The sequence below is a fragment of the Clostridium sartagoforme genome (assembly GCF_039521405.1).
Classification (GTDB): Bacteria; Bacillota; Clostridia; order Clostridiales; family Clostridiaceae; genus Clostridium; species Clostridium sartagoforme.
This window is the reverse complement of the sequence record NZ_BAAACH010000037.1, coordinates 16,831-40,044: the sequence shown is the minus strand read 5'-3', so window position 1 is coordinate 40,044 and position 23,214 is coordinate 16,831. Positions and strand designations below refer to the sequence as shown.

The 23,214-nt window shown below is 27.1% G+C and carries 20 protein-coding genes and 1 other annotated feature; of the genes, 14 read left to right on the top strand and 6 right to left on the bottom strand.

Features of this window, described 5'->3' with window-relative positions; translation table 11 throughout:
* Positions 1-107: 107 nt before the first annotated feature.
* Positions 108-1,352 carry a glycoside hydrolase family 3 protein gene (locus ABDZ60_RS14085; RefSeq protein ID WP_343778896.1) on the bottom strand — a complete coding sequence of 415 codons (1,245 nt, stop codon included), beginning with the start codon at positions 1,350-1,352 and terminating at the stop codon, positions 108-110.
* 248 nt (positions 1,353-1,600) lie between these two features.
* Here ABDZ60_RS14085 and ABDZ60_RS14080 point away from each other — a divergent pair, with 248 nt between their 5' ends.
* From ABDZ60_RS14080 to ABDZ60_RS14060, 5 genes are all read left to right on the top strand, one after another.
* Positions 1,601-2,086: a hypothetical protein gene (locus ABDZ60_RS14080; RefSeq protein ID WP_016206035.1), complete on the top strand. Its 486-nt coding sequence runs from the start codon at positions 1,601-1,603 to the stop codon at positions 2,084-2,086.
* Positions 2,083-2,616: a permease gene (locus tag ABDZ60_RS14075; RefSeq protein ID WP_016206034.1), complete on the top strand. Its 534-nt coding sequence runs from the start codon at positions 2,083-2,085 to the stop codon at positions 2,614-2,616. Before ABDZ60_RS14080 ends, ABDZ60_RS14075 begins: the two co-directional genes overlap by 4 nt.
* Positions 2,617-2,699: 83 nt before the next feature.
* Positions 2,700-2,931 (top strand) — a binding site (T-box leader).
* Between the two features lie 64 nt (positions 2,932-2,995).
* Entirely contained in the window at positions 2,996-4,657 is a 1,662-nt protein-coding gene (gene gltX, locus ABDZ60_RS14070; RefSeq protein ID WP_016206033.1) for a glutamate--tRNA ligase, read from the top strand.
* A 300-nt stretch (positions 4,658-4,957) separates the two neighbouring features.
* The gene (locus ABDZ60_RS14065) at positions 4,958-6,163 is read left to right on the top strand and encodes an NAD(P)/FAD-dependent oxidoreductase (RefSeq protein ID WP_016206032.1); all 1,206 of its coding nucleotides are present in this window, start codon (positions 4,958-4,960) and stop codon (positions 6,161-6,163) included.
* Between the two features lie 258 nt (positions 6,164-6,421).
* Positions 6,422-6,601 (top strand): MarR family transcriptional regulator, encoded by a 180-nt coding sequence (locus ABDZ60_RS14060; protein WP_016206031.1) that lies wholly within the window; start codon positions 6,422-6,424, stop codon positions 6,599-6,601.
* A 173-nt stretch (positions 6,602-6,774) separates the two neighbouring features.
* Here the strand turns inward: ABDZ60_RS14060 and ABDZ60_RS14055 are convergent, their stop codons facing one another.
* Positions 6,775-7,296 (bottom strand): hypothetical protein, encoded by a 522-nt coding sequence (locus tag ABDZ60_RS14055; protein ID WP_016206030.1) that lies wholly within the window; start codon positions 7,294-7,296, stop codon positions 6,775-6,777.
* Between the two features lie 388 nt (positions 7,297-7,684).
* On the opposite strand from ABDZ60_RS14055, the gene ABDZ60_RS14050 reads away from it, so the two are divergent.
* The 4 genes from ABDZ60_RS14050 (at position 7,685) to ABDZ60_RS14035 (ending at position 12,146) form a co-directional block, all read left to right on the top strand.
* The gene (locus ABDZ60_RS14050) at positions 7,685-8,080 is read left to right on the top strand and encodes a hypothetical protein (protein ID WP_016206029.1); all 396 of its coding nucleotides are present in this window, start codon (positions 7,685-7,687) and stop codon (positions 8,078-8,080) included.
* Positions 8,081-8,298: 218 nt separating this feature from the next.
* Positions 8,299-9,333, top strand: coding sequence for a ribosome small subunit-dependent GTPase A (gene rsgA / locus ABDZ60_RS14045; protein ID WP_016206028.1), 1,035 nt, complete (start codon positions 8,299-8,301; stop codon positions 9,331-9,333).
* A 1-nt stretch (position 9,334) separates the two neighbouring features.
* Positions 9,335-9,784: a GNAT family N-acetyltransferase gene (locus ABDZ60_RS14040; protein ID WP_343778889.1), complete on the top strand. Its 450-nt coding sequence runs from the start codon at positions 9,335-9,337 to the stop codon at positions 9,782-9,784.
* Positions 9,785-9,956: 172 nt separating this feature from the next.
* Complete coding sequence (locus ABDZ60_RS14035) at positions 9,957-12,146, top strand: alpha-galactosidase (RefSeq protein ID WP_343778887.1); 2,190 nt, start codon at positions 9,957-9,959, stop codon at positions 12,144-12,146.
* A gap of 72 nt (positions 12,147-12,218) precedes the next feature.
* On the opposite strand, the gene ABDZ60_RS14030 is transcribed toward ABDZ60_RS14035, so the two are convergent.
* Together ABDZ60_RS14030 and ABDZ60_RS14025 are read right to left on the bottom strand one after the other, a co-directional pair.
* Complete coding sequence (locus ABDZ60_RS14030; protein ID WP_343778885.1) at positions 12,219-13,109, bottom strand: AraC family transcriptional regulator; 891 nt, start codon at positions 13,107-13,109, stop codon at positions 12,219-12,221.
* Between the two features lie 122 nt (positions 13,110-13,231).
* On the bottom strand, positions 13,232-13,837 hold the full coding sequence (locus ABDZ60_RS14025; protein WP_343778883.1) for a DUF445 domain-containing protein: 606 nt from the start codon (positions 13,835-13,837) through the stop codon (positions 13,232-13,234).
* Positions 13,838-14,209: 372 nt separating this feature from the next.
* On the opposite strand from ABDZ60_RS14025, the gene ABDZ60_RS14020 reads away from it, so the two are divergent.
* Entirely contained in the window at positions 14,210-14,995 is a 786-nt protein-coding gene (locus ABDZ60_RS14020) for a peptidase MA family metallohydrolase (RefSeq protein WP_047000713.1), read from the top strand.
* A gap of 215 nt (positions 14,996-15,210) precedes the next feature.
* On the opposite strand, the gene ABDZ60_RS14015 is transcribed toward ABDZ60_RS14020, so the two are convergent.
* On the bottom strand, positions 15,211-16,875 hold the full coding sequence (locus ABDZ60_RS14015) for a glutamine--tRNA ligase/YqeY domain fusion protein (RefSeq protein ID WP_047000714.1): 1,665 nt from the start codon (positions 16,873-16,875) through the stop codon (positions 15,211-15,213).
* 490 nt (positions 16,876-17,365) lie between these two features.
* On the opposite strand from ABDZ60_RS14015, the gene ABDZ60_RS14010 reads away from it, so the two are divergent.
* From ABDZ60_RS14010 to ABDZ60_RS14000, 3 genes are all read left to right on the top strand, one after another.
* Positions 17,366-18,241: a CPBP family intramembrane glutamic endopeptidase gene (locus tag ABDZ60_RS14010; protein ID WP_016206022.1), complete on the top strand. Its 876-nt coding sequence runs from the start codon at positions 17,366-17,368 to the stop codon at positions 18,239-18,241.
* Between the two features lie 179 nt (positions 18,242-18,420).
* Entirely contained in the window at positions 18,421-19,179 is a 759-nt protein-coding gene (locus ABDZ60_RS14005) for a DeoR/GlpR family DNA-binding transcription regulator (RefSeq protein ID WP_242849797.1), read from the top strand.
* Between the two features lie 19 nt (positions 19,180-19,198).
* On the top strand, positions 19,199-19,984 hold the full coding sequence (locus ABDZ60_RS14000; RefSeq protein ID WP_343778879.1) for an HAD family hydrolase: 786 nt from the start codon (positions 19,199-19,201) through the stop codon (positions 19,982-19,984).
* 246 nt (positions 19,985-20,230) lie between these two features.
* Here the strand turns inward: ABDZ60_RS14000 and ABDZ60_RS13995 are convergent, their stop codons facing one another.
* The gene (locus ABDZ60_RS13995) at positions 20,231-22,021 is read right to left on the bottom strand and encodes an alpha-amylase family glycosyl hydrolase (RefSeq protein ID WP_343778877.1); all 1,791 of its coding nucleotides are present in this window, start codon (positions 22,019-22,021) and stop codon (positions 20,231-20,233) included.
* 340 nt (positions 22,022-22,361) lie between these two features.
* On the opposite strand from ABDZ60_RS13995, the gene ABDZ60_RS13990 reads away from it, so the two are divergent.
* The gene (locus tag ABDZ60_RS13990) at positions 22,362-23,045 is read left to right on the top strand and encodes a pseudouridine synthase (protein ID WP_047000719.1); all 684 of its coding nucleotides are present in this window, start codon (positions 22,362-22,364) and stop codon (positions 23,043-23,045) included.
* Positions 23,046-23,214 lie beyond the last annotated feature (169 nt).

The following is a 23,214-nucleotide window of genomic DNA, read 5'->3' as shown; positions in this document are numbered from 1 at the left end:
AGTTCACAATTCACAAGGCACAGTGCACAGTTGTTTTTATTTTATTCCCAAAACTGTGAACTGTGAATTGTGCGCTGTGAACTATATAAATTGCTTCGCAATTTATTTTAAAGTAGTCCTAAATCAATTTTCCATAAAAGAACTCTTAGTACGGATTCATTAATACGTTCTTCATTTATTTCTCCGTTTTGTATTGCTTGTAGTACAACTGGAATTTGAACATCAAAATCAGAAGCTATTAATAAGTCATTTCCAGCATTTATAGCTAATACGGCAGAATTATAATCTCCGATATACTCTTTAATAGCATCCATTTGCAAATCGTCAGTCATTATGACTTTATCATAGTTTAATTCATTCCTAATTATATTATGAACATTAGAAGAAAGTGAAGCTGGTAGATTTTCATCCATAGATTTTACTATATTATGAGAAACAAGTATACTATCAGCACCTGCTTTTATCCCTGCCTCAAATGGAAGAAAGTCAGAAGTTTTAAAGATTTCGTAACTCCTTTCATCAATAGATATACCAGTATGAGTGTCTAAGTTATTACCATACCCAGGAAAATGCTTTAATGTAGAACCTATATTATTTTCTTTCATTGTAGTAACAACTGTTTTTATATATTTAGATGTTTCTATTGCATTTTTCCCAAAGGCTCTAGGATAAATATAATCATATGAATTAGTAGATACGTCACAAACAGGAGCCAAGTTAACATTTATGCCTAAGCTTTTTAAAAGTGTAGCTTTTTCTTTTGTATCGCTAATTATTAAAGGATATCCTCCCTCATTATATAAATCTTGAGGAGAGTAAAAAGGAACACCTCTAAAAGTAGTGTATCGACTTAATCTATTAACAATTCCACCTTCTTCATCAATACCTATAAGTAGTTTTATTTTAGAATTATCTTGATAAGATTTTAATGTAGTAGATAAAGAATCTTTTGTTTCATTTTTTACATTATCATCAAATAAAATAAATCCACCAACTTTATATAATTGTAAATCTTCAAGTGCAGTATTTTTTCTACATCTAACAAAAAACATTTGGCCAACCTTTTCATCTAAAGACATATTAGCTAAAATCTTAGAGGCCTTTTCCTTATTTGATATTAAGTGGTTATTATTAGTCTGATTATTATTTTGATTGCTGCTATTGTTGTTATTTTCAGAAATATCATTATTATTACTAGTATTATCATTGTTGTCATTGCTATTAGAATCAGTATTATCACTGATATTATTTTTGTCTGTAATAATAGTCTTACCATTTAAAAGCTTATTTACTAAAAAACCAGAAAGTACTGATAAAGATACAAAAAGAACAATTAATATAAATTTTTTCATAGTTATAAGTCTCCAATTTTATTTTTTAATCACTTTATTAATAATTATACCCATAATATAATTATTAATTGACAAATACAATATTATAATATAAAAAAAGTTATATTATTTCCATTTTAATAGTTTAATTAATTGTATATAACTAATTAGAGAATGAGTAAGTTTATAAAACTATACTAATTTCTTAATCACATAGATATTTATTTATTATATATTAATGATAAGAATAATTTTTAGAAGTGAGTATCATGAGTAGTATAATTCTTTATCTAATAGCTTTTTTATTATTTTTAATATCTTATAAAAGGGATAGAAGAAAAACTAAAAAAGCGTTATTAACTGGGGTGAAAGCTATAGAAAATATATTACCTCAATTTTTAGGAATAATATTAATTGTTGGTTTAACCCTTAGTATATTAAATCCTGAAATTATATCGAAGATAATAGGAAGCAACTCCAATATACTTGGTGTATTATTATCAGCAATTTTAGGAAGCATTGCTATGATGCCTACATTTGTAGCATTTTCTACAGGAGATATGCTACTTAAAAATGGAGCCGGAATAGCGCAAGTTGCAGCACTTATTTCAACACTTACTTTAATAGGGATAGTAACTATACCTCTTGAAGTAAAATATATAGGAAAAAAAGCAGCTATTTATAGAAATTTAGTAGCTTTTATTTTTTCTATTATAGTAGCATTTTTTGTTGGATTGGTGGTGAAAATTATATGATTAAGAAATTAGCAAAAAGGTATATATTCTTTATTACAGCATTGTTAATAACTATAATGATAACTGTATTTAATGATGATATAGGGTTACGATCATTTAATATTGCATTTTCTAGCTTTAAACAAATGATTTCTGTAGTTCCTCCAATAATGATAATACTTGGACTTATAGATGTTTGGATTCCAAGAGAAGCCATGATGAAGTACATGGGAGATGATTCAGGTATAAAAGGAATTTCTCTTGCAATATTGATAGGATCAATAGCTGCAGGACCTATGTATGCAGCTTTTCCATTTACAAAGGTTCTTCTAAAAAAAGGAGTTAGATTTAGCAATATAATAATTTTTATGAATGCTTGGTGTGTAACTAAAATATCTACTTTAATGTTTGAAATTTCTTCACTAGGATATAAATTTACATTAGCAAGGCTTTTAATTGATATACCTGGAGTAATAATAATGGGATATTTAGTTCATGCTTTAATGCCGAAGGATGAATTAGAGATGATTTATAAAAGTAATTTAGATTAAAAAGGCTATTGAAGCTAACTAAAAGGTATAAAATTATTTACAAATGTTAAAGGTATAGTTATAATGTTTATGGTAAAGTATAATAATAAGCTATGAAAGAGAAAAGTAGATAGATAGTCATATTACAGAGATTTAAGTAGTGGTGGAAGCTTAAAATTTGATACTATTGAAGGAAGCTCTAGAGCTATAAACTGAAACAGCATATTAAAAATTTTGCAAGTAGGTTTGTGGGTTCTCCCCTTAAAGAGAATGAGTGGGTTGATTTTTATTAACCAATTTAGGTGGTAACGCGGAATTTTGTCTTTCGTCCTAATATTTATAGGATGAAGGGCTTTTTATTTTTATAAAATTTTATAACTAAAGGAAAGGATAGATAAAGATGAGTTTTGAAAAGTTATCAGAATTAATATTCCCTAATATTGATAAAACACCAGAAGATTATATTGCAAAATATCCAAAAAGAAATTTAAAAGAAGGTGCAGTTGTAACTAGATATGCACCATCACCAACTGGATTTCAACATATTGGAGGAGTTTTTGCAGCATTAATAAATGAAAGATTAGCAAGTCAAACAGGCGGAGTTTTTTATTTAAGAATAGAAGATACTGACCAAAAAAGAGAAGTTGCAGGTGCTATAGAAGATACGATTCAAACTATGCATAACTTTGGTATGGATTTTAACGAAGGAATGACTGGAGATGATACTTCTAAGGGAGAATATGCTCCATATAGACAAAGTCAAAGAGCAGATATATACAGAGCCTTTGCTAAGGATTTAATTAAAAAGGGATTAGCTTATCCAGCTTTTGATACACCAGAAGAATTAGCAGAGCTTAGAGAAAAACAAACAGCTGCTAAAATAACTCCAGGGTATTATGGAGAATATGCTAAGGATAGAAATCTAACAGAAGAAGAAGCAATAAGAAAAATAAATAATGGAGATGCGTATATAATTAGATTTAAGTCACCTGGAAATATAGAAAATAGAGTAGAATTCCATGACTTAATTAAAGGAGATATAAGCTTCCCAGAAAATAATCAAGATATAGTTATAATAAAGGGAGATGGACTTCCAACATATCACTTTGCTCATGCTATAGATGATGCATTAATGAGAACTACCCATGTTATAAGAGGAGAAGAATGGTTATCTTCATTACCAATACATGTACAATTATTTGATGTGTTAGGTTTAGAAAGACCAAATTATGCTCATATTCCAACAATAATGAAAAATGATAATGGTTCTAAGAGAAAATTATCTAAGAGAAAAGATGCAGAAGCTGCAGTTTCATATTATAAAGAAGTTGGATATCCTGTTCAATCAGTTATTGAATATTTATTAAATATAATAAATTCAACTTTTGAAGATTGGAGAGCTGAAAATTCTACTGTAGATTATCATGAATTTGAAATAGCTTTAGATAAGATGAGTAAATCAGGTGCATTATTTGATATAGTTAAATTAAATGATGTAAGTAAAGAAGTTATTTGTAAGATGAAGGCTGATGCAGTTTACAATAATTATATAGCTTGGGCTAAAGAATTTGATAAAGAAATGTATGATTTAGTAACTGCAAATGAAGAAATGTCTAAGGAAATCTTCAATATAGATAAAGAAGGTCCAAAGCCAAGAAAAGACTTTGCTAAATGGGATGAAGTAAGAGGAAAAGTAGATTATTTCTTTGACAAATTATTCAATAAAGAAACTGCAGAAAATGTTGAACTTCCAAAGAACTTAACTTTAGATGCAGCAAAAGAAATAATAAAAGTTTATAAAGATAAATTTAACTTTAATGCAGGAAGTCAAGAAGCTTGGTTTGAAGATTTAAAAGAAATAGGATTAGAATTAGGATACTGTGCTAACAGAAAAGAATACAAAGCAAATCCAGATCGATACAAAGGAATGATCTCAGATGTAGCAGGAGCTGTAAGAGCTGCATTATCTCATAGAAGTAATACTCCTGATCTATATACTATTATGCAAATAATAGGAGAAGAAAAGACAAGAGAAAGATTTGAAGCATTTTTGAGCTTATAAAATGATAATATAAATAAGAGCTGTCCCATTGATGGCTCTTATTTTGTTATATTATAATATTTAATTCTTATGATCATCAAACTAAATTAACTAAGAATACAAATTGATAATAGTTATCAATTTGTGACTTGAATCACATCAATATTATTAATATAGATTTATAATAGGACTAGAATTAAAAAGTTAAAACAAAAATTTTATAATAAATTCGTAGTTAAAAAGCTAAAAAGAAAACTTTGTATTAATGTTTATATTTTAGTTAAAAATAATTATTTAATAATATAATTGGTGGTGAATTAATTGAGCAAAAATGTAGTTATAATTGGTGGTGGAGTTGCAGCTGTAAGTGCAGTAAAATCAATTAGAGAAGTTGATAAAGAAATAAACATACACATATTTCAAAATGAAAAATATTATCCTTACTATAGAATTAAATTGACCAAAGGTCTTTTTGATAATCTTGAGGAAGAGAAAATATTACTTCAAAAAAAGGAATGGTATGATTTAAATAATGTGAAATTATATTTTGATAAAGAAGTACTTTCTATTGACACTATGAATAATAAAATTAATTTAAATGATGGCATTTGCTTTGGGTATGATAAATTATTAATAGTAACAGGAGCTAGTAATTTTAAGCCTCCAATAGATGGAATAAACAAGGGAAATATTTTTACAATAAGGGAACTTGAAGATGTAAAGGCTATTAAGGATAGTGTAATAGATAAAAAAATCATATTAAATATAGGCGGAGGAATTCAGGGATTAGAAGGTGCATGGGCTTTTAGTCAACAAGATAAAGAAGTTATTGTAGTTGAAGCTTTAGAAAGATTAATGCCACGTCAACTAGATAAGAGAGCTTCTGAAATCTTACAGAATTTAATAGAAAAATTTAATATAAAAGTTCTTTTAAACTCCAAGGTAGAAAAGATAATTGGAGAAGGTAAAGCAGAGAGCATTATTTTAAATAATGGAACTAGAATTAAGTGTGATATGATAGTTTATTCTGTTGGAATAAGAGCTAATACGAAGATTTTAGAAAATACAGAAGTAAATGTAGCTAGAGGAATCATAGTTAATAATAAAATGCAAACTAATGTAGAAAATATTTATGCAGCAGGGGATGTTGCAGAATTATCAGGGCAAATAGGTGGACTTTGGAATGTAGCATCTGAAGAAGGAAAGGTTGCAGGATATAACATTGCAGGTAAAGAAGCAAGTTATTCTATCTTAACACCAGTTACAATGATGAACGCTTTTAATACTTCACTATTTTCAGTGGGGAATATAGAAGAAAGTTTCGATAAAACAATAGTAGAGGATGAGAAGGATGGAAAAGTCTACAAAAGACTATTCTTTAAAGATGATAAAATAATAGGAGCAATCCTTGTAGGAGATACTAAAGCTTCAATGATTTTAAAGAAAGCAATAGAAAATAAAACTATAATTTCAGATATGAATTCGTTAAAATCATTTAATGATATACTAGCAGAATTAAAAAAATAGTTATAAATATACAAATAGTATTGATGCTAATAAATATTACTTATCTTGCAAATCTTTGTATATAATAAAAAATACATAATGAAATTTTAAACTATATTAATTATTATGCCTATATTATATTTAGCTATAGTTCTATGTAAAATCATTAATTTAAATTATATAATAAATATTTTTAATTAATAGTTGAAATTTATAGTAAATATTATGTAAAATAATAGTAACTTAAAGTTATATAAATATGAAAAGGAGATGTATAATATGGAAAATTATGATGTAGTTTTAGATTTCTTTACTAAAAATGATAAACCATTAAATGCTACTGCAGTTGCAGAAGGAACAGGAATAGATAAAAAAGAAGTATCCAAGGTAATGGATAAACTTAAAAAAGAAGAAAAGATTTATTCACCAAAAAGATGTTACTGGCAAATAAAAAGATAGAAGTGCTGTAGCACAATGCAGAATGCATAATTGATAATGCATAATTAATGTAAAAACTACTGAAAGTAGTTTTAATAATTATGATATAAAATTTGCTAGATATAATAGTTTAGGATACCTTTAATGGTATCCTTTATTTATTATTTTTAATTGAGTAATATTGTAATAAAATCTTATTCATCAATGCTAATAAAGTTTAATTTCCAATTCCCATCAACTTGAGAAAACTTTACATTAAGCGTGTATAGCCTAGCATCATATTTTGGTTCATTTGAGTATCCTGAATCGTATATTTCATATATACTTCTAAATTCAGTATCAGACACTAAATCATACATTCTTTGTCTCAAGGACATATTTTCTTGAGGAATAGTAAAATCAAAGTTTAAACCCTTTATATGACCATTTTCAATTGTAACATCATCTGCTAAATTATCTTTGATACTAATATAATCACCTTTAATAGCTGAATTTAAAATTAAATAAAAATTAGAATCAAGTACGTTTCTTAGTTCATAGATATATTTTTCTTTTTCAACTAAACTTCTATTTTGAGATAGTTCATTTTGTGTGATAGTTAAATCAGTTGTTAATGATTTAATTATATTATTTTGATATAGCATTGAATAACATACTGTAATAATATTAGTTATAATTAAAACTAATATTATTATTGTTGATTTTTTACTTTTCATATCTTACCCCCAACTTATGATATTAATAAATTACTGTTTATATAGTAGTTTTTAATAATGCTATTCATTAATTTTCTTTTTTCATTATCTTTATAGACATCACCCCAACTAATTAGAGTACCAACTAAAAAATAATAATACTTATAATATAATTGTGAATTAATGTATATTTATATTATATATTAATTGGAATATATAATTAAATGAAAATAATAAGGTTTTATTTAAATTCTATCACTATAGCATATTTTGCATAAGACATAAATTATAATTGTATATTTATATTAGTAGGAATAATATAAATTTGTAAGGGATACTTAGTTTATTAGGCTTTAATAATGTTTTTAGTTATAAGGGGTAATGCTTATGTTAAGTGGGGGAGTAGAGTATGAAAGAATATAGAGATATTCCAAAAAAAGTAATACTTTTAATTATTACTTTTAGTTTAGGTCTATTAATGATAGGATGTGTAAAGTGTAAAGTAGAAAGTGGTAAAACAGAAAATTATATGAATGCAGTTGTTGATGATGTAACAGAAGAAGGTATTAAAGTTGTACCAATAGACAATGAAAATGTTAATTCAGACAAAGATATTATTAATGCAAATAGTATTATTGTAAATAAAAATACAATATCTACTGATAAGCTACCCGAGCTAGAGAAGAGTGACAAAATAAGAATTGTTTATAATGGTGAAAGTGTGGAGGAAGATCCTTTGAAAATTGAGATAGTTTTTGCAATATATTTGTTAGATGAAAAGGGGGAAGTTATACCTAACGAATAAAGTGCTTATAAATTAAAATAATAGTGTAAAAAAATGAATATTAATATATAATAAATATGATGGTAATTACAAAATTAACCATTAATTATCTGAAAGGATGTGATGTTTTATGATGGATTTAGTAAGAATCAATAAAAACTATATTGTTGGTAATGGGAAGGTGACTACAGTATAGCAATAAATATCCTTCCCAATATGTTTAAATTTCGGGAGGAAGAATGAATAATAAAAACTTACTAGAATTAGGATTAAATGAAGGATACATTAAAGAAGCAAGTAGTTATAATGAAAACTTTTATTTAGGAAGAGTTTCAGTACAATATAAGGATATTTATAGAATTGTTACTGAAGAGGGAGAAGTGCTTGCAAGGGTATCTGGTAAATTATCATATTCTTCAAATAGTACTTTAGATTATCCTGTAGTGGGGGATTGGGTATTATTAGACAGAACAGATAATAAAAATGGTGATGCTATAATTCATAAAGTGTTAACTAGAAAAAGTTGTTTTTCAAGAAAGATAGCTGGCAATAGATATGATGTGCAAATTGTTGCAGCAAATATTGATTATATATTTATCTGCATGGCATTAAATAATGATTTTAATATTAATAGACTTGAAAGATATATAGCTGTGGCTTGGGATAGCATGGCAATACCAGTTATAGTATTAACTAAGTCGGATTTATATGAAGATATAGATGAAAGACTAAGAGAAGTTAAAGAAGTTGCTATAGGAATAGATATACTAGTAACTTCAAGTTTAAATGGAAATGGATATGAAAAAGTTAAGGAATATATTAAATCTGGAACAACAATAGCCTTTATTGGTTCGTCTGGAGTAGGTAAATCTACACTAATTAATAAGCTATTGAATGAAGAGGTTTTAAAAACTAACTCAATTAGTGAAAATGATAAAGGAAGACATACAACCACCCATAGAGAGTTATTTTTATTGGAGGATGGTGGAGTAATAATTGATACTCCTGGAATGAGGGAGCTTGGATTAATTTCTGCTGATGTTGATAAATCCTTTAGTAATATTGAAGAGTTAGAAAAGCAATGTAAGTTTTCAGATTGTACTCATAAGAATGAACCTAAATGTGCAATAAGAGAAGCCGTTGAAAATGGTGAATTAGAAATAGATAGATTAGAAAGATATAAAAAGCTTAAAAGAGAAGAAGCCTATAATTTATCAAAAGCTAAGAGCCAAGAAAGACATAGGATTAAAAGTTCTATGAAGGGGAAGAGATAAAATGAGTATATATTTAAAAGATATTGATGAGAATAATTTAGTGGAATGTACCCTATTAACTACTAATAAAGATGGTAAGCACTATGTTTTTGAAGAATTCGTTGCTTCAAATGCTTTTTCCATTGCACAATCAAAGGTTCAAAAGGGCTGGATTGTGAAAGCGATATATGATGATGATTTAATGATTGGCTTTACAATGTATGGATATTGCTATGAATATTCCTTTTATGAAATATGTAGGTTTATGATAGATCATAGATATCAAGGTAAGGGATATGGAAAACTTGCTTTAAGTAAAATAATTGAAGAAATGAAGAAGCTTGAGGATTGTAAGGAGATATATATTTCCTTTGATCCAAAGAATAATATAGCAAGAAAACTTTATGAAAGTTTTGGATTTAAGGATACAGAAAGAGTTCTAGAAGAAGAATTATTGTTTAAGTTAGAATAGTAAAAAGGAGCTGTGGTAAACAGCTCTTTTCTTATATTAAATAGAATAACTTTAATAAAAATAACATTAGGACATAAAGTTATAACAAATAGTCATGTTAATAAAATCCATCACAAATTATAATATTCTTAAGTATTAAAGGTATAAAAATATATTTATGATGGAGGATAATATGGGAATTAGATTTAATAAAGAAAATAAACTATTTAATATTGAATCAAAAAATATAAGCTATGTATTAAGAGTTTTAGAAACTGGACATATAGTTCATTTATATTGGGGAAGAAAAATTAATTCAAATAAAATAGATTATATAATTAAAAAAAGACAGTGTGGAAGTTTTTTAGCTGACTTAGATAATATAGATACTTTACATTTAGAAGCAATACCACAGGAATACCCAACCTATGGAAATCCAGATTTACGATCACCGGCAATTCAAATAAAGTTGCCAAATGGAACAACTGTAACAGATTTTAGATATGATAGTCATAAAATATTTAAAGGGAAGAAAAAACTTAATGGACTACCAGCAACCTATGTAGAAAATGATAATGAAGCAGAAACTCTAGAAATAACCTTAAAGGATGAGCTGGCAAGGCTTAGAGTAATATTATCCTATACTATTTTTGAAGAATATAATACAATAGCAAGATCTTGTAAAATAATAAATGATAGCGATGAAGAAGTTGATATATTAAGAGTTTTAAGTGCTAATGTTGACTTTAATAACAGTGAATTTGATTTTATACATTTATCAGGAGCATGGGCAAGAGAGCGGCATATAATAAGAACCCCATTAAGGTCTGGAGGACAATGTGTAGAAAGTAGAAGAGGGGCAAGCAGCCATGCTCAAAATCCATTTATGGCATTAGTTAGCCACAATGCTAATGAAGATTATGGAGATGTTTATGGATTCAATTTAATTTATAGTGGAAACTTTTTAGCAAATGTTGAAGTTGATATGCATAATAATTCAAGAGCACAAATTGGTATAAATCCCTTTGATTTTACTTGGAATTTGGAAGCAAGAGAAGAGTTTCAAACCCCTGAAGCCGTATTAGTATATTCACCTAATGGACTAACTGGAATGTCTCATATATATCATGATTTATATAGAGAAAGATTAGCTAGAGGAATATATAAAGATAAGGAAAGACCAATACTTATAAATAATTGGGAAGCAACATATTTTGATTTTAATAATGAAAAAATTAAAGAGCTAGCAAAGGAGTCCAGTAAACTTGGAATAGAATTATTTGTATTAGATGATGGATGGTTTGGAAAAAGAAATAGTGATGAGTCTTCACTTGGAGATTGGTTTGTTAACGAAGAGAAAATAAAAGGTGGATTAAATTTATTAGCATCAGAAATAAATGAAATGGGAATGAAGTTTGGTTTATGGTTTGAGCCAGAAATGATTTCACCTAATAGTAAATTGTATGAGGAACATCCAGATTGGTGTATTCATATTGAGGGAAGAACACGCTCACAAGCAAGAAATCAGCTTATATTAGATTTGTCTAGAAAAGAGGTTTGTGATGCAGTAATAAAAATGCTTACAAATATATTAAAATCAGCACCAATATCTTATGTTAAATGGGATATGAATAGAAATATGAGTGAAATAGGATCTCCTTCATGGCCAGCTAAAAAGCAAAAAGAAGTTGTGCATAGATATATGTTAGGATTATATAGAATATTAGAAAATATAACTTCAGATTTTCCTAATATTTTATATGAAAGCTGCTCTGGTGGAGGTGGAAGATTTGATGGCGGAATGTTGTATTATATGTCACAAGCTTGGACAAGTGATGATACTGATGCTATTGAAAGATTAAAGATTCAAGAAGGCACATCATTAGTTTATCCACCTAGTTCTATGGGAAGTCATGTTTCAGCAGTTCCAAACCATCAGGTGGGAAGAATAACTCCACTTAATACAAGAGGGGTAGTAGCTATGGCTGGTAGCTTTGGTTACGAATTAGATATAACAAAAATGAGTAATGAAGAAAAAGAAGAAGTGAAAGCTCAAGTTGAGTTTTATAAAAATATAAGAGCTATTGTTCAATATGGGGATTTATATAGGCTAAAGAGTTCATTTAATAGTAATGAAGTAGCATGGATGAATTTATCCAAAGATAAAAATAAAGTTGTAGTTAGTTATGTAAAAAAGTATGGAGAAGCAAATGTACTTCCAAGGAGATTAAAGCTTAAAGCACTAGAGGAAAATTCATTATATAAAGTTAATGAAACTGGAGAAGTATTTGGCGGAGATGAACTTATGTATATAGGACTTGAAATTGGAGAATTATTTAATGATTACCAAGCTAAAATTTGGACATTAAGTAAAATAAGCTAAATATAAAAGAAATTTAAAAAGAGAGAAAATCAGATAAAATGAGTTTCTCTCTTTTATATAATAAATATTTAATTATGTTCTTAATAAAAGCTTATTTGCAGAAATACCTTTATTTAATCTATACTCTTTTGGACTAACTCCTTTTACCTTTTTAAAGGCTTTTGAAAAGGCTAGTGGATCATTATATCCACAGGAAAAAGCAATATTACCAATGGGTAAATCTGTATTATATAAAAGTTCTGAAGCTTTAGTTATTCTAAACTCCATTAAAAACTTTTGGGGAGACATATTTAAATGTTTTTGAAAAATAGATGTTAAATAACTTCTATTTAAGCATACATAGTCAGCAAGATCAGTTACCTTAATTTGTGAATGATAATTGTTTTGAATAAACTCTACTGCATTATTTATATATGTATTATAAGAATGATTTTTATCATTAAGCAATATACTTTTATTATCTTCAAGCAATATACTTTTATTATCTTCTGCTAATTTGGAAAAAAACAGATATAAAAGCCCTTCTATTTTAAAAGAATCAGCAGGGGTACTTCTATGGTGCTTTAGCATTTCCATAACATATTCTTTAAGTTCATCATTTTCACTAGATTTAAAAATTACATTGTTTTTATCTAGACCTACTGATTTTAAGTAAGCTTCAACCTTGTTACCATCAATTCCTATCCACAAATAAGTCCAAGGGTTTTCCTGATCAGCTTGGTAAAAAGTAACGATATTAGGGCTTATTAAAAAACCTTCATTTTTATTAACTGTAAATTTATTATTATCCACATAATAATAACCTTTTCCTTTTAGTACATAATGTAATAAATAATTAGGTCTAACAGCAGGACCAAAGGAATGTAAAGGCACACACTTTTCTAAGCCACAATAGCAAAGATACATATCATTAAAGTCTCTAATACTATTTTCTAAAAAGTAAGCTTCTAATATAAAAATCACCTCAATCTAACATAAGAACATATTAATTACTATTTTAAATGACTATATTATACAATTCAATATAGATAAAAATATATATAAGATATTATTAGTTAAGTGTAAATAATAATAATATATTTTTCTTAAAGGAAAATAACTAAAATTCCTTGAAGTACTCCAATAATAGCACCTAATATAAGACCTAAAATTTCAATATGCTTAAGCTCTTTTTTGGCAACCTTGATTATGATATCCTCTAATTTTTCTAAGTCCAATTGATTAATTTTTTCTTCAATGATTTCTTGAATATTAACATTTTCTTTAGCTTTATTTAATAAATCAATGCTAATTTCATTAATTGCATCAGGAACTTCTTTATTTAAAATTTCATCTATATAAGGTGTAGCTATCATTCTAAATGGCATAGGAATAATATTAAGCTTTTCATTTATTATACTTTTCACTTTATTTGTTATATGTGAATTAAAGCTTTCTCCATTAGAGTTAGTATTCAATGCTTGATTTAATATATCATCTATTGAAAGTAATTCATTAGAAATAACTTCACCAATATTAGAAGCAATTTCATTTTTCCTTTTAGGAATTAAGCCTAATATTTCAATATTTAAGATAGGAATCTTAATAGGGTTAATAGGCCTAAACATAAGTTTTATAGCTAATATATTAGTTATCCATCCAATAAGACCACCAACAATTGTTAATATTAATATAGTTATAAAATTATTCATAAGTACCTCCGTATATCTTAAGTTTAATGATTATGTATATAAAATACATAGAATATTTTATAACCAAAAAAGAAATATTTCAATATAAAATTTGACCGATTGGTATAAAGTTTTATAATATAACTTCTATTTTAGAGCTTTATAGAAACGCTCTACTTGATAATTATTATTATTTTCCAAAAGGTCATATTATTTACATTATTATGGAATATAATTCCATAATAATGTATAATTAAAACATAGATTAATACGCAATTGTATTATTATTAATTAAAAGTTAATAAAAAAGTTTATCAATTTTTATATATTTTTGTAAAATTTAATTGATATCAAAAAATTAAATATATAGGTTTATGATATATAGGAGGTTATATGAAAAGTTTAAAATTAAAAATAGGGTTGTTATTAAGTTTTATTATAATTGGAGTTATTTTATTTATTAATTTTTATAAACCTTATGATAAAGAAAAAGAACTTTATAAGGTTTTAAAGGGAAAGAACTTTACTTACTATAGTTATACTAAAGATAATATAAAGAAAATTAAAGATTTAAATAAATATATTAATTCAATATATGATGACTTTGAAAAAAATATGGGTGTAGATATAGATAGTAAAATAGATGTTATGATTTATAAAACATCTAGTGACTTAACATCAGCTATAGATTTTGGATCATATAAAAGCTTAGAACCTTTAGGTGCAGCAAATGGAGTAGGAATATATATAGTAGAAATTCAGAATGGTTCTGATATCAAGGAGACATTTAGGCATGAATTAATTCACAAGTTAACATCTGCTAGAAATGTTTCTATGGATAATGCAGCTTATGAATGGTTATCTGAGGGAATAGCATATTATAATACATATTTTGATAATAATATATATTATAGAACTAATAATGCTTTAAGAGTGGCAGCATTAACAAATAATCTTCCAGACTTAAGTAAAATATTAAAGAATTCAAGTTCTGTAACTGATGAATGGGGATATCAAGCATATAGAGCTATAGTTGATTTCGTTATTAGTAAGTATGGGAATGATAAATTATTAGAAATAATAGATAATGTTGGAGTAAAAAATATAAATGAAATTTTAAATTTGTCAGAAGAAGAATTTATTGAAGAGTGGAAAAATTTCATGATTGAAAATTATTAATTTTTATGGGAGATATCATATTTATATCTCCTGGGATTATATTATAAATATATATTTTTATATAATTATTAAACTATTACGAATTAAAAGTGGATAAGTTTATTTATAATTTTTATACTATATATTACCAACATTGGTTTAAAATAGAAACTATAAAAAAGAGAGCTACAACAGCAGCTCTCTAAAATTTTATAATTCTTTCATTCTTTAATTATTTAATTATTAATTTTGAATGAGCTCTTAAGTGAAACTATTCTGTTAAATACAAGCTTATCATCAGTAGTGTATTTAGGATCTACATTGAAGAAACCATTTCGTACCAATTGAAATTTATCTTGTGGTTTAGCTATATTAGCAGTAGTATTTTCAATATATCCCTCTAAAACTTCTAATGAGTTAGGATTTATTTGTTCTAAGAAATGCTTACCTTCATTTTCAGGAGCATCATCTAATATTAATGGTTCATAAAGTCTAAATTCAGCAGGCTTTGCAGTTTTTGCATCTACCCAGTGGATAGTTCCTTTAACTTTTCTTCCAGTAAATCCAGAGCCACTCTTAGTTTCAGGATCATAAGTACAATGTAACTCTATAACATTACCATTTTCATCTTTTATTACATCGTTACACTTAATGAAGTAAGCACCAATTAATCTTACTTCATTACCTGGAAATAGTCTAAAGTACTTTTTAACGGGTACTTCCATAAAGTCTTCTTGCTCTACATAGATTTCTCTTGAGAATGGAACTTCTCTTGTACCAGCTGCTTCATTTTTTGCATTGTTTGGAACTGGTAGCATTTCACTTTGACATTCTGGATAGTTAGTTATAACAACCTTCAATGGTCTTAAGATTGCCATAGCAGCATTAGCCTTAGGTTGTAAATCTTCTCTTATAAAATACTCAAGCATTTGAGAATCTACAAGAGAATTTGCTTTAGAAACTCCAATTGCCGTGCAGAAGTTTCTAATGGCTTCAGGAGTATAGCCCTTCCTTCTTAAACCAGACACTGTAGGCATTCTTGGATCATCCCAACCATCAACTATATTTTCGTCTACTAGTTGTTTAAGCTTTCTTTTACTCATAACAGTATTAGTCATGTTAAGTCTAGCAAACTCTATTTGTCTTGGAGTGCTTTCCATTTCACATTCTCTTACAAACCAATCATAAAGAGGTCTATGATCTTCAAATTCCAAAGTACAAATTGAGTGAGTTATTCCTTCTATTGCATCTTCAAGTGGATGAGCAAAATCATACATAGGATATATGCACCAATTATCACCAGTGTTGTGATGAACAGCATGTGCGATTCTATATATAATAGGATCTCTCATATTTATGTTAGGAGATGTCATATCTATTTTAGCTCTTAATACTTTTTCTCCATCCTTAAATTCACCTTTTTTCATTCTTTCTAATAAATCAAGATTTTCTTCAACTGATCTATTTCTATAAGGACTTTCTTTGCCAGGTTCAGTTAAAGTTCCTCTATATTGTCTTATTTCTTCTGGTGTTAAATCACAAACATAAGCTAATCCTTTTTTTATTAGAAGTTTTGCCTTATCATACATTATATCAAAGTAGTTTGAAGCAAAATAAATATTATCCCAATTACCACCAAGCCACTTAACATCTTCTTTAATAGAGTCAACATATTCGGTATCTTCTTTAGTTGGATTCGTATCATCAAATCTTAAATTGAATTTTCCATTAAATTCTTTTGCAAGACCTGAATTTAAAACTATTGACTTAGCATGACCAATATGTAAATATCCATTTGGTTCAGGTGGAAAACGAGTTATAATCTCATTATGTTTTTTACTTTCTAAGTCTTCAATTATTATATTTCTTATAAAGTTAGATGAGTTAATTTCATTTGACATATGCATACCTCTCCTGTACAAATTTATCTTTTTATTACCTTATATATTAGTTATATACTATTTTTTACTTTTAAATCATATTTTTATATATTTATGACTAGTCTTAAATCGCAAAGCAATTTCCTGGTGCACAGTTAACAGTTTTTTGAATAAAGTAACAGGTAGTAGGTAACAGGTTATAAATTTAAATTTAGTAGTGAAAACGAAAATTAAAGATTTTTTACTCTGTAAAATTAAATTCTCTGTTCCTTGTTACTTGTTCCATTCCACCGATTATAATCAGAAACTGTGAACTGAAATAAATAGTATCTTAGTTTTACTTTTAATTTTAAACTAAGGGAGAGAAAAAATAAAGAGAAAGTATGGTAAAATAGAGTTTTTTATGTAAAAGGCTGATTTTTTATAAATATATGGATAAATATTACAGTATGGTATATAATTAGAATTAATAAAATTTAATGAAAAATAATACTAGAAGGTAGGGGGAGAAATGAAGGGAAAATTTAAAAGTTTTTTTGGGGCTGCAGGATATTTATTATTAGCGTTTTTGATTCAAGTAATAGTTTCAGTAGTGGTAGGAGGTACTATAGGAGTTATTTACACAATTAATAATATAAATGAAATCACCGCAAATGGTCCTAATATAGAAGACATGACTAATAGTATCCTAGGTTTAACAAACTATATACTTTTGGCTTCATCTATAATAACAGTACTTACATTTTTACTGATTTATAAAGTAAGAAAGAAAAGTACTAAAAAAGAACTACAAATAGTTAAAACAAAAAATATAAATCTTATTATTGCAGGAGTTCTTGGAGTATGTGTATGGCTATTTAATTCTGGAGTATTAAGTTTAATAGAAGAAGCAGGATTGCTTACAAAATATTTCGATGTCATGAATCAAATACTTTCACCACTAGCGGAAGGAAGTATAATTATTTCAATAATAACAGTAGGAATAGTTGCTCCATTTGCAGAAGAGTTCTTATTTAGAGGTGTAATATATAAAACGTTAAATAAAAATATATCTATCACTTGGACAATAATCATACAAGCGGTATTATTCGGTTTATTTCATGGAAACTTAATTCAAGGCTCTTATGCAACATTGTTAGGATTGATTTTTGGATATGTGACATATAAAACAAAATCATTATGGCCAGCAATAATAATGCATATGGTTAATAATACTATAGCAACGATACTACCTATGTTTTTATCGGAATCTATTATGGTAACAGGTACTTTTATAGGTTTTATGATATTTGGAATCATAGGAATTGTAATATCACTTTTATTAATTAAGAAAAAAAATAATGATGATGAAAGTGAAGAGTTTAGCTTTATTAACTATAATAATTAAAAATTAATATTTAGGAACTGTATAATGCTTTATTAAAATAAGTAATTATACAGTTCCTATTCTTTTAGAAAGATTATTGTCTAATGTTTTTAGTTATTTAATATTGAAAAATAATAATAAATGATATAAAATAATAATAAACAATAACAAACAATAAAGAGGCGGTGATTCAATTGTTTATGGAAGAAAGATTAGAAGATATATTAGAAATGATTAAAAAAGATGGTAAGGTAAGGGTAAAAGAACTAAGTGAAAAATTTAAGGTTTCTGAAGATATGATTCGTAAGGATCTAAGCAAGTTAGAAAAAGAAGGCAACATAAAAAGAACATATGGGGGAGCAATTCTAGAGAGAAAAATAATTCATAATGATAATACTACTTCAAGGATTATAAGTAATATTGAAGAAAAAGAAAAAATAGCAAAATTAGTTATGGATGAAATACAAGAAAATGATGTTATATTTATGGATATTTCAAGCACTAACTATACTATTGCAACTATGATGACTGGATTTAAAAAAAATATAACATTGATAACAAATATGAATAGAATAGCTATGGAATTTGATTCAATGCCAAATATTGATATAATACAGTTAGGTGGAATTTATAATAAAAAAATAGGCGGAACTATGGGGGCTTTTACTGTAGAAGAAATTAAAAAATTTAAAATAGATAAAGCTTTTATTGGTGTAGGTGGAATTAATATAGAAGATAATTTTGTTAGTAATTTTAATTTAGATGAAGTAAGTACAAAGGAAGCAATTATAAAGATGAGTAAGAAGAAGTATCTAATTACTATTAATGAAAAATTTTATAGTGATGGATCATATAAATTCTGTGAATTGGATGACATTGATTATATAATTACAGATAAAAGACCAGAAGAAGATATAATTGACGGCTTAGCAAAGCATAATGTAAAAGTGATATATTAAAATAGGAGTGATAAATCAGATGATAAAATTTATAGCATCAGATATGGATGGAACTTTATTAAACGAAAAAAATGAAATAAATAAGGAATTTTTTGATATTTTTCATAAGCTTATTGAGAAAGATATAATATTTGCAGCTGCAAGTGGAAGACAGTATTACAATTTACTTAAGAGATTTGATAAAGTAAAAGATAATATGATGTTTATAGCTGAAAATGGAACCTTTGTAGTATATAAGGGTGAAGAAATTATAGTAAATTCATTAGATAAAGATGTAGCAGTTGAGCTTATAAAGATCGGTAGAACTATAGAAAATTCATATGTAATAGTATGTGGTAAAAAATCAGCTTATATAGAAAGTAGAGAAGAAAGATTAGTAAAGGAAACAAAGAAGTATTATGAAAGATATGAAATAATTGAAGATTTGACCAAGGTTGAGGATGATATACTTAAAGTAACTATATGCGATTTTTCGGGCTCTGAATTTAATAGTGACAAATACTATAATGAATATAAAGACAAGCTTCAAGTTACTGTTTCAGGAGAAATTTGGCTTGATATAACAGCTAAAGGAGTTAATAAAGGAGTTGCTATAAATAAAATTCAGGACATGTTAAATATAAATCACAAAGAAACAATGGTATTTGGAGATTATCTTAATGATTTAGAAATGATGGGAAGTGCCTACTATAGCTTTGCTATGGAAAATGCCCATGATGATTTAAAAAGGGTATCAAGGTTTATTGCAAAAAGCAATAATGATAATGGAGTAGTAGAAGCAATAAAAGAAGTTGTAGGTCTATAATTTTTTCTTTTAGTTTTTCAATGGACATATGTAAGCTAGCGTTGACTTGGAATGAAGTGACAAAATAAGTCAATTTACATATGTCCACTTTTTATACAAATTTTAATTAAATAAACACATAAATTTCAAAATATATAGTTTAATACATATTATAGCTTTAAAGTAATATTATTAAGTTTAAATATTAATAATTGTTCTCTCATCCCTGCCACCTGACATCTGTTACCTAATCCTTGTTCCCTAATATCACTTATCCACTTTTTCCAGTAATACAACACCATTAATATCCGCGTTAACAGTAATTTTATTATCCTTAACAGTGTACTTCTTTCCAGTATAAAAATCTCTTATAGATGTAGAATTCTCCCATATAGATGATACATTTATAGTTGTTTCACCAGAAAGGTTAGTAGCAATTATAACTTTATCATTAATAGTATTCTTAGTATAAGTTCTACTAAATATATAAGGAGAGTCTTGTAATTTTTTATGAGTACCAGCTCCTATTGAAATATGGTTAGATCTAAATTGTCCAAGCTTTTGCCAGTGAGATAAAACTGTTTGATCTAAGGTGTCCCAATTCATATCAGATCTTGAAGGTTGATCTTTAGCAGTAGTTATAGTATTAGTTGAAGCTTTACGGTTAGATTCATCACCATAATAAATTTCTATGCCTCCTGGAGATAATATAAGTTTTGTACCTAAATTTATCATATTACCTCTAGTTAATCCAGTATCATGTGAGGATATATAACTTAAAATATTAAATGAAGGATCAGAATTTATTTTATCATCATATTCAGAATAAATTTCTTCAAGAGAATCTAGGCTATCACCTTTTGGAAACTTAAAGTTTATTATAGAGTCAAAGCCATTAGCGTAGTATTCATTTTTTTCAATTCCTTGTCCAAAAACTTCACCTGTCATCCAAAAGTCATCAATCCATTTAGCACCAGGCTTGTTTGGATTATTTTCTCTCCAAGTTTTTAAAGCTTTATTTGATTCTTCTTTTAATTCTTGCCATCTATACATATCTATATGTTTTGCAGTATCACATCTAAAGCCATCAATTCCAAACTCTTCTACCCAAGCTGATAACCACTTTATTATATACTCTGAAGGAGCTATATCTAAATTTTCTCTATATTTTTCAGCGGAAGGAATTATCCATTTATTATTCTTTTCTATAGAGTCTTTTTTCCATTTTGTTTTAAGTATTGGCGGAATATCTACAGGATTTATGGATTCTGTTTTTATATCTGGTAATCCAGAAAGATTCATGTTGATATCATTTGTACCACCAGGAGTATATCCAGGTAATCCAGCTCTTATCCAATCAGGGCCCCACCACTTAGCCCATTCTTCCTTATGGCCAGAATAGTCTACTATAGTTTTATTATAAGTATCAAAATTTTCAGTTTCACTAGGAATCCAATTAGAAATATCAACTGTATCATTTTTTGTTGGAGAAAAATCATAATCAGACATATCTTTTAAGGTAGAAAATCCAGTATGATTCATTACTACATCTAATACAACCCTTATTCCATTTGAATGAGCTAAGTCAACAAATTCTCTCATTTCTTGGACAGTCCCCATATTCTTATCTATTGAAGTCCAATCCAAAGCATAGTACCCATGATAACCATAATGAGCAAAGGAACCATTAGAGTCTCCAGATATAAAACCATGTATTTGTTCTACAGGTGATGTAATCCAAATTGCATTAATTCCTAAATCACTAAAATAACCTTCTTTTAGTTTTTTAGTTAACCCCTTAATATCTCCACCATGAAAAGTTCCAACAGTAGATCCTTTAGAATCGACCCCAACCCTTCCATAGGAATTATTATTAGATTTATTGCCATCATAAAATCTATCAGTCATCACAAAATAAAGACTAACATTATCCCATGAGAAAGCTTTGTTTTCCAAATCCTTGTTTTTTTGTTTAAAATAATTAAAAGAAATTATTATAGCAAATAAAGCTAAAATTATGGATATTGATAAATAAATTACTTTTTTCTTCTTCTTCATAGTATCCTCCTTAAGAAGTTTCTTAAGATGAATTTAACACAGTTCATTTATGACAACAATTACAAATAGTACGAAGAAAATATATTTGGACTGAAATACAAAAATACAATTTTATTTCAGTTCACAGTCACAATTCATAGCTATTTTTTCAGGTAAAAGGAGTAGTATGAAACTTGTTTCCAGAAATCTGATACCTGCTACTCCTAACACCTGGTACCTGACACCTGTTACTTGTTCCCTGTTTCCTGCTTATAATAGGTAATAGAGAACTGTCTCTTGTGAAATGTGAACTATTAAGTATATAATATAAAAATCAGAAATAGAAAGGATAATTTGCATCGTGAGGATAAATAAATTACTAAGTAATTATGGATATTGTTCAAGAAAAGAAGTAAATAGGTGGATTGAAGATAAAAGGATAATTGTTAACGGAAGGTTATGTGAACAAGGTCAATGGGTAGAGGAGAGCGATGATATATTATTAGATGGAGAAAGAGTAAATCCGAAAGAAAAGGTATATATAGCATTAAATAAGCCACCAGGCGTAGTTTGTACTTCAGCAAATGATATCGAAAATAATATAATTGATTTTTTAAATTACAAGGATTATATTTTTCCTGTTGGAAGATTAGATAAAGACTCCCAAGGACTGATTTTAATGACAAATGATGGTGAATTAGCAAATAAAATATTATTTTCAGATAGTTATCATGAAAAAGAATATATTGTTACAGTAGATAGAGGCTTTGATGATGAGTTTATTGAAAGAATGTCTAGTGGAGTTGAGATATTGGGAACAATAACTAGGCCATGTAAATTAAATAGAATAGATAAAAATATATTTAGTATTATTTTAACTCAAGGTTTAAATAGACAAATTAGGCGGATGACTAAGGCTTTTGGATATAATGTTATTAAGCTAGAAAGGATACGAATTATTAATATAACATCTGAGGATATAGAAGTAGGTCATTGGAGAATAATAGAGAAAAGTGAAGTAGAAGAATTGATTGAAATGATTTAGTTAATGATAAATTTTATAAAATTAAATAAAAAAATAAAATCTAGGACTTTAGTCCTATTTTTTTATGACTATTTTTGATGAAAATAGGACTTTAAAATTATAATAAAAAGTATAAAAATATAAGTATAGGGTATTTTGTAATAATTTAGGGATTTTATTGGGGCTTTAT

Excerpts from the sequence above, each read along its gene's own strand:
- ABDZ60_RS14085 (WP_343778896.1), bottom strand. The coding sequence starts at position 1,352 with ATGAAAAAATTTATATTAATTGTTCTTTTTGTATCTTTATCAGTACTT.
- ABDZ60_RS14080 (WP_016206035.1), top strand. The coding sequence starts at position 1,601 with ATGAGTAGTATAATTCTTTATCTAATAGCTTTTTTATTATTTTTAATA.
- ABDZ60_RS14075 (WP_016206034.1), top strand. The coding sequence starts at position 2,083 with ATGATTAAGAAATTAGCAAAAAGGTATATATTCTTTATTACAGCATTG.
- gltX (WP_016206033.1), top strand. The coding sequence starts at position 2,996 with ATGAGTTTTGAAAAGTTATCAGAATTAATATTCCCTAATATTGATAAA.
- ABDZ60_RS14060 (WP_016206031.1), top strand. The coding sequence starts at position 6,422 with ATGGAAAATTATGATGTAGTTTTAGATTTCTTTACTAAAAATGATAAA.
- ABDZ60_RS14055 (WP_016206030.1), bottom strand. The coding sequence starts at position 7,296 with ATGAAAAGTAAAAAATCAACAATAATAATATTAGTTTTAATTATAACT.
- ABDZ60_RS14050 (WP_016206029.1), top strand. The coding sequence starts at position 7,685 with ATGAAAGAATATAGAGATATTCCAAAAAAAGTAATACTTTTAATTATT.
- rsgA (WP_016206028.1), top strand. The coding sequence starts at position 8,299 with ATGAATAATAAAAACTTACTAGAATTAGGATTAAATGAAGGATACATT.
- ABDZ60_RS14040 (WP_343778889.1), top strand. The coding sequence starts at position 9,335 with ATGAGTATATATTTAAAAGATATTGATGAGAATAATTTAGTGGAATGT.
- ABDZ60_RS14035 (WP_343778887.1), top strand. The coding sequence starts at position 9,957 with ATGGGAATTAGATTTAATAAAGAAAATAAACTATTTAATATTGAATCA.
- ABDZ60_RS14025 (WP_343778883.1), bottom strand. The coding sequence starts at position 13,837 with ATGAATAATTTTATAACTATATTAATATTAACAATTGTTGGTGGTCTT.
- ABDZ60_RS14020 (WP_047000713.1), top strand. The coding sequence starts at position 14,210 with ATGAAAAGTTTAAAATTAAAAATAGGGTTGTTATTAAGTTTTATTATA.
- ABDZ60_RS14015 (WP_047000714.1), bottom strand. The coding sequence starts at position 16,875 with ATGTCAAATGAAATTAACTCATCTAACTTTATAAGAAATATAATAATT.
- ABDZ60_RS14010 (WP_016206022.1), top strand. The coding sequence starts at position 17,366 with ATGAAGGGAAAATTTAAAAGTTTTTTTGGGGCTGCAGGATATTTATTA.
- ABDZ60_RS14005 (WP_242849797.1), top strand. The coding sequence starts at position 18,421 with ATGGAAGAAAGATTAGAAGATATATTAGAAATGATTAAAAAAGATGGT.
- ABDZ60_RS14000 (WP_343778879.1), top strand. The coding sequence starts at position 19,199 with ATGATAAAATTTATAGCATCAGATATGGATGGAACTTTATTAAACGAA.
- ABDZ60_RS13995 (WP_343778877.1), bottom strand. The coding sequence starts at position 22,021 with ATGAAGAAGAAGAAAAAAGTAATTTATTTATCAATATCCATAATTTTA.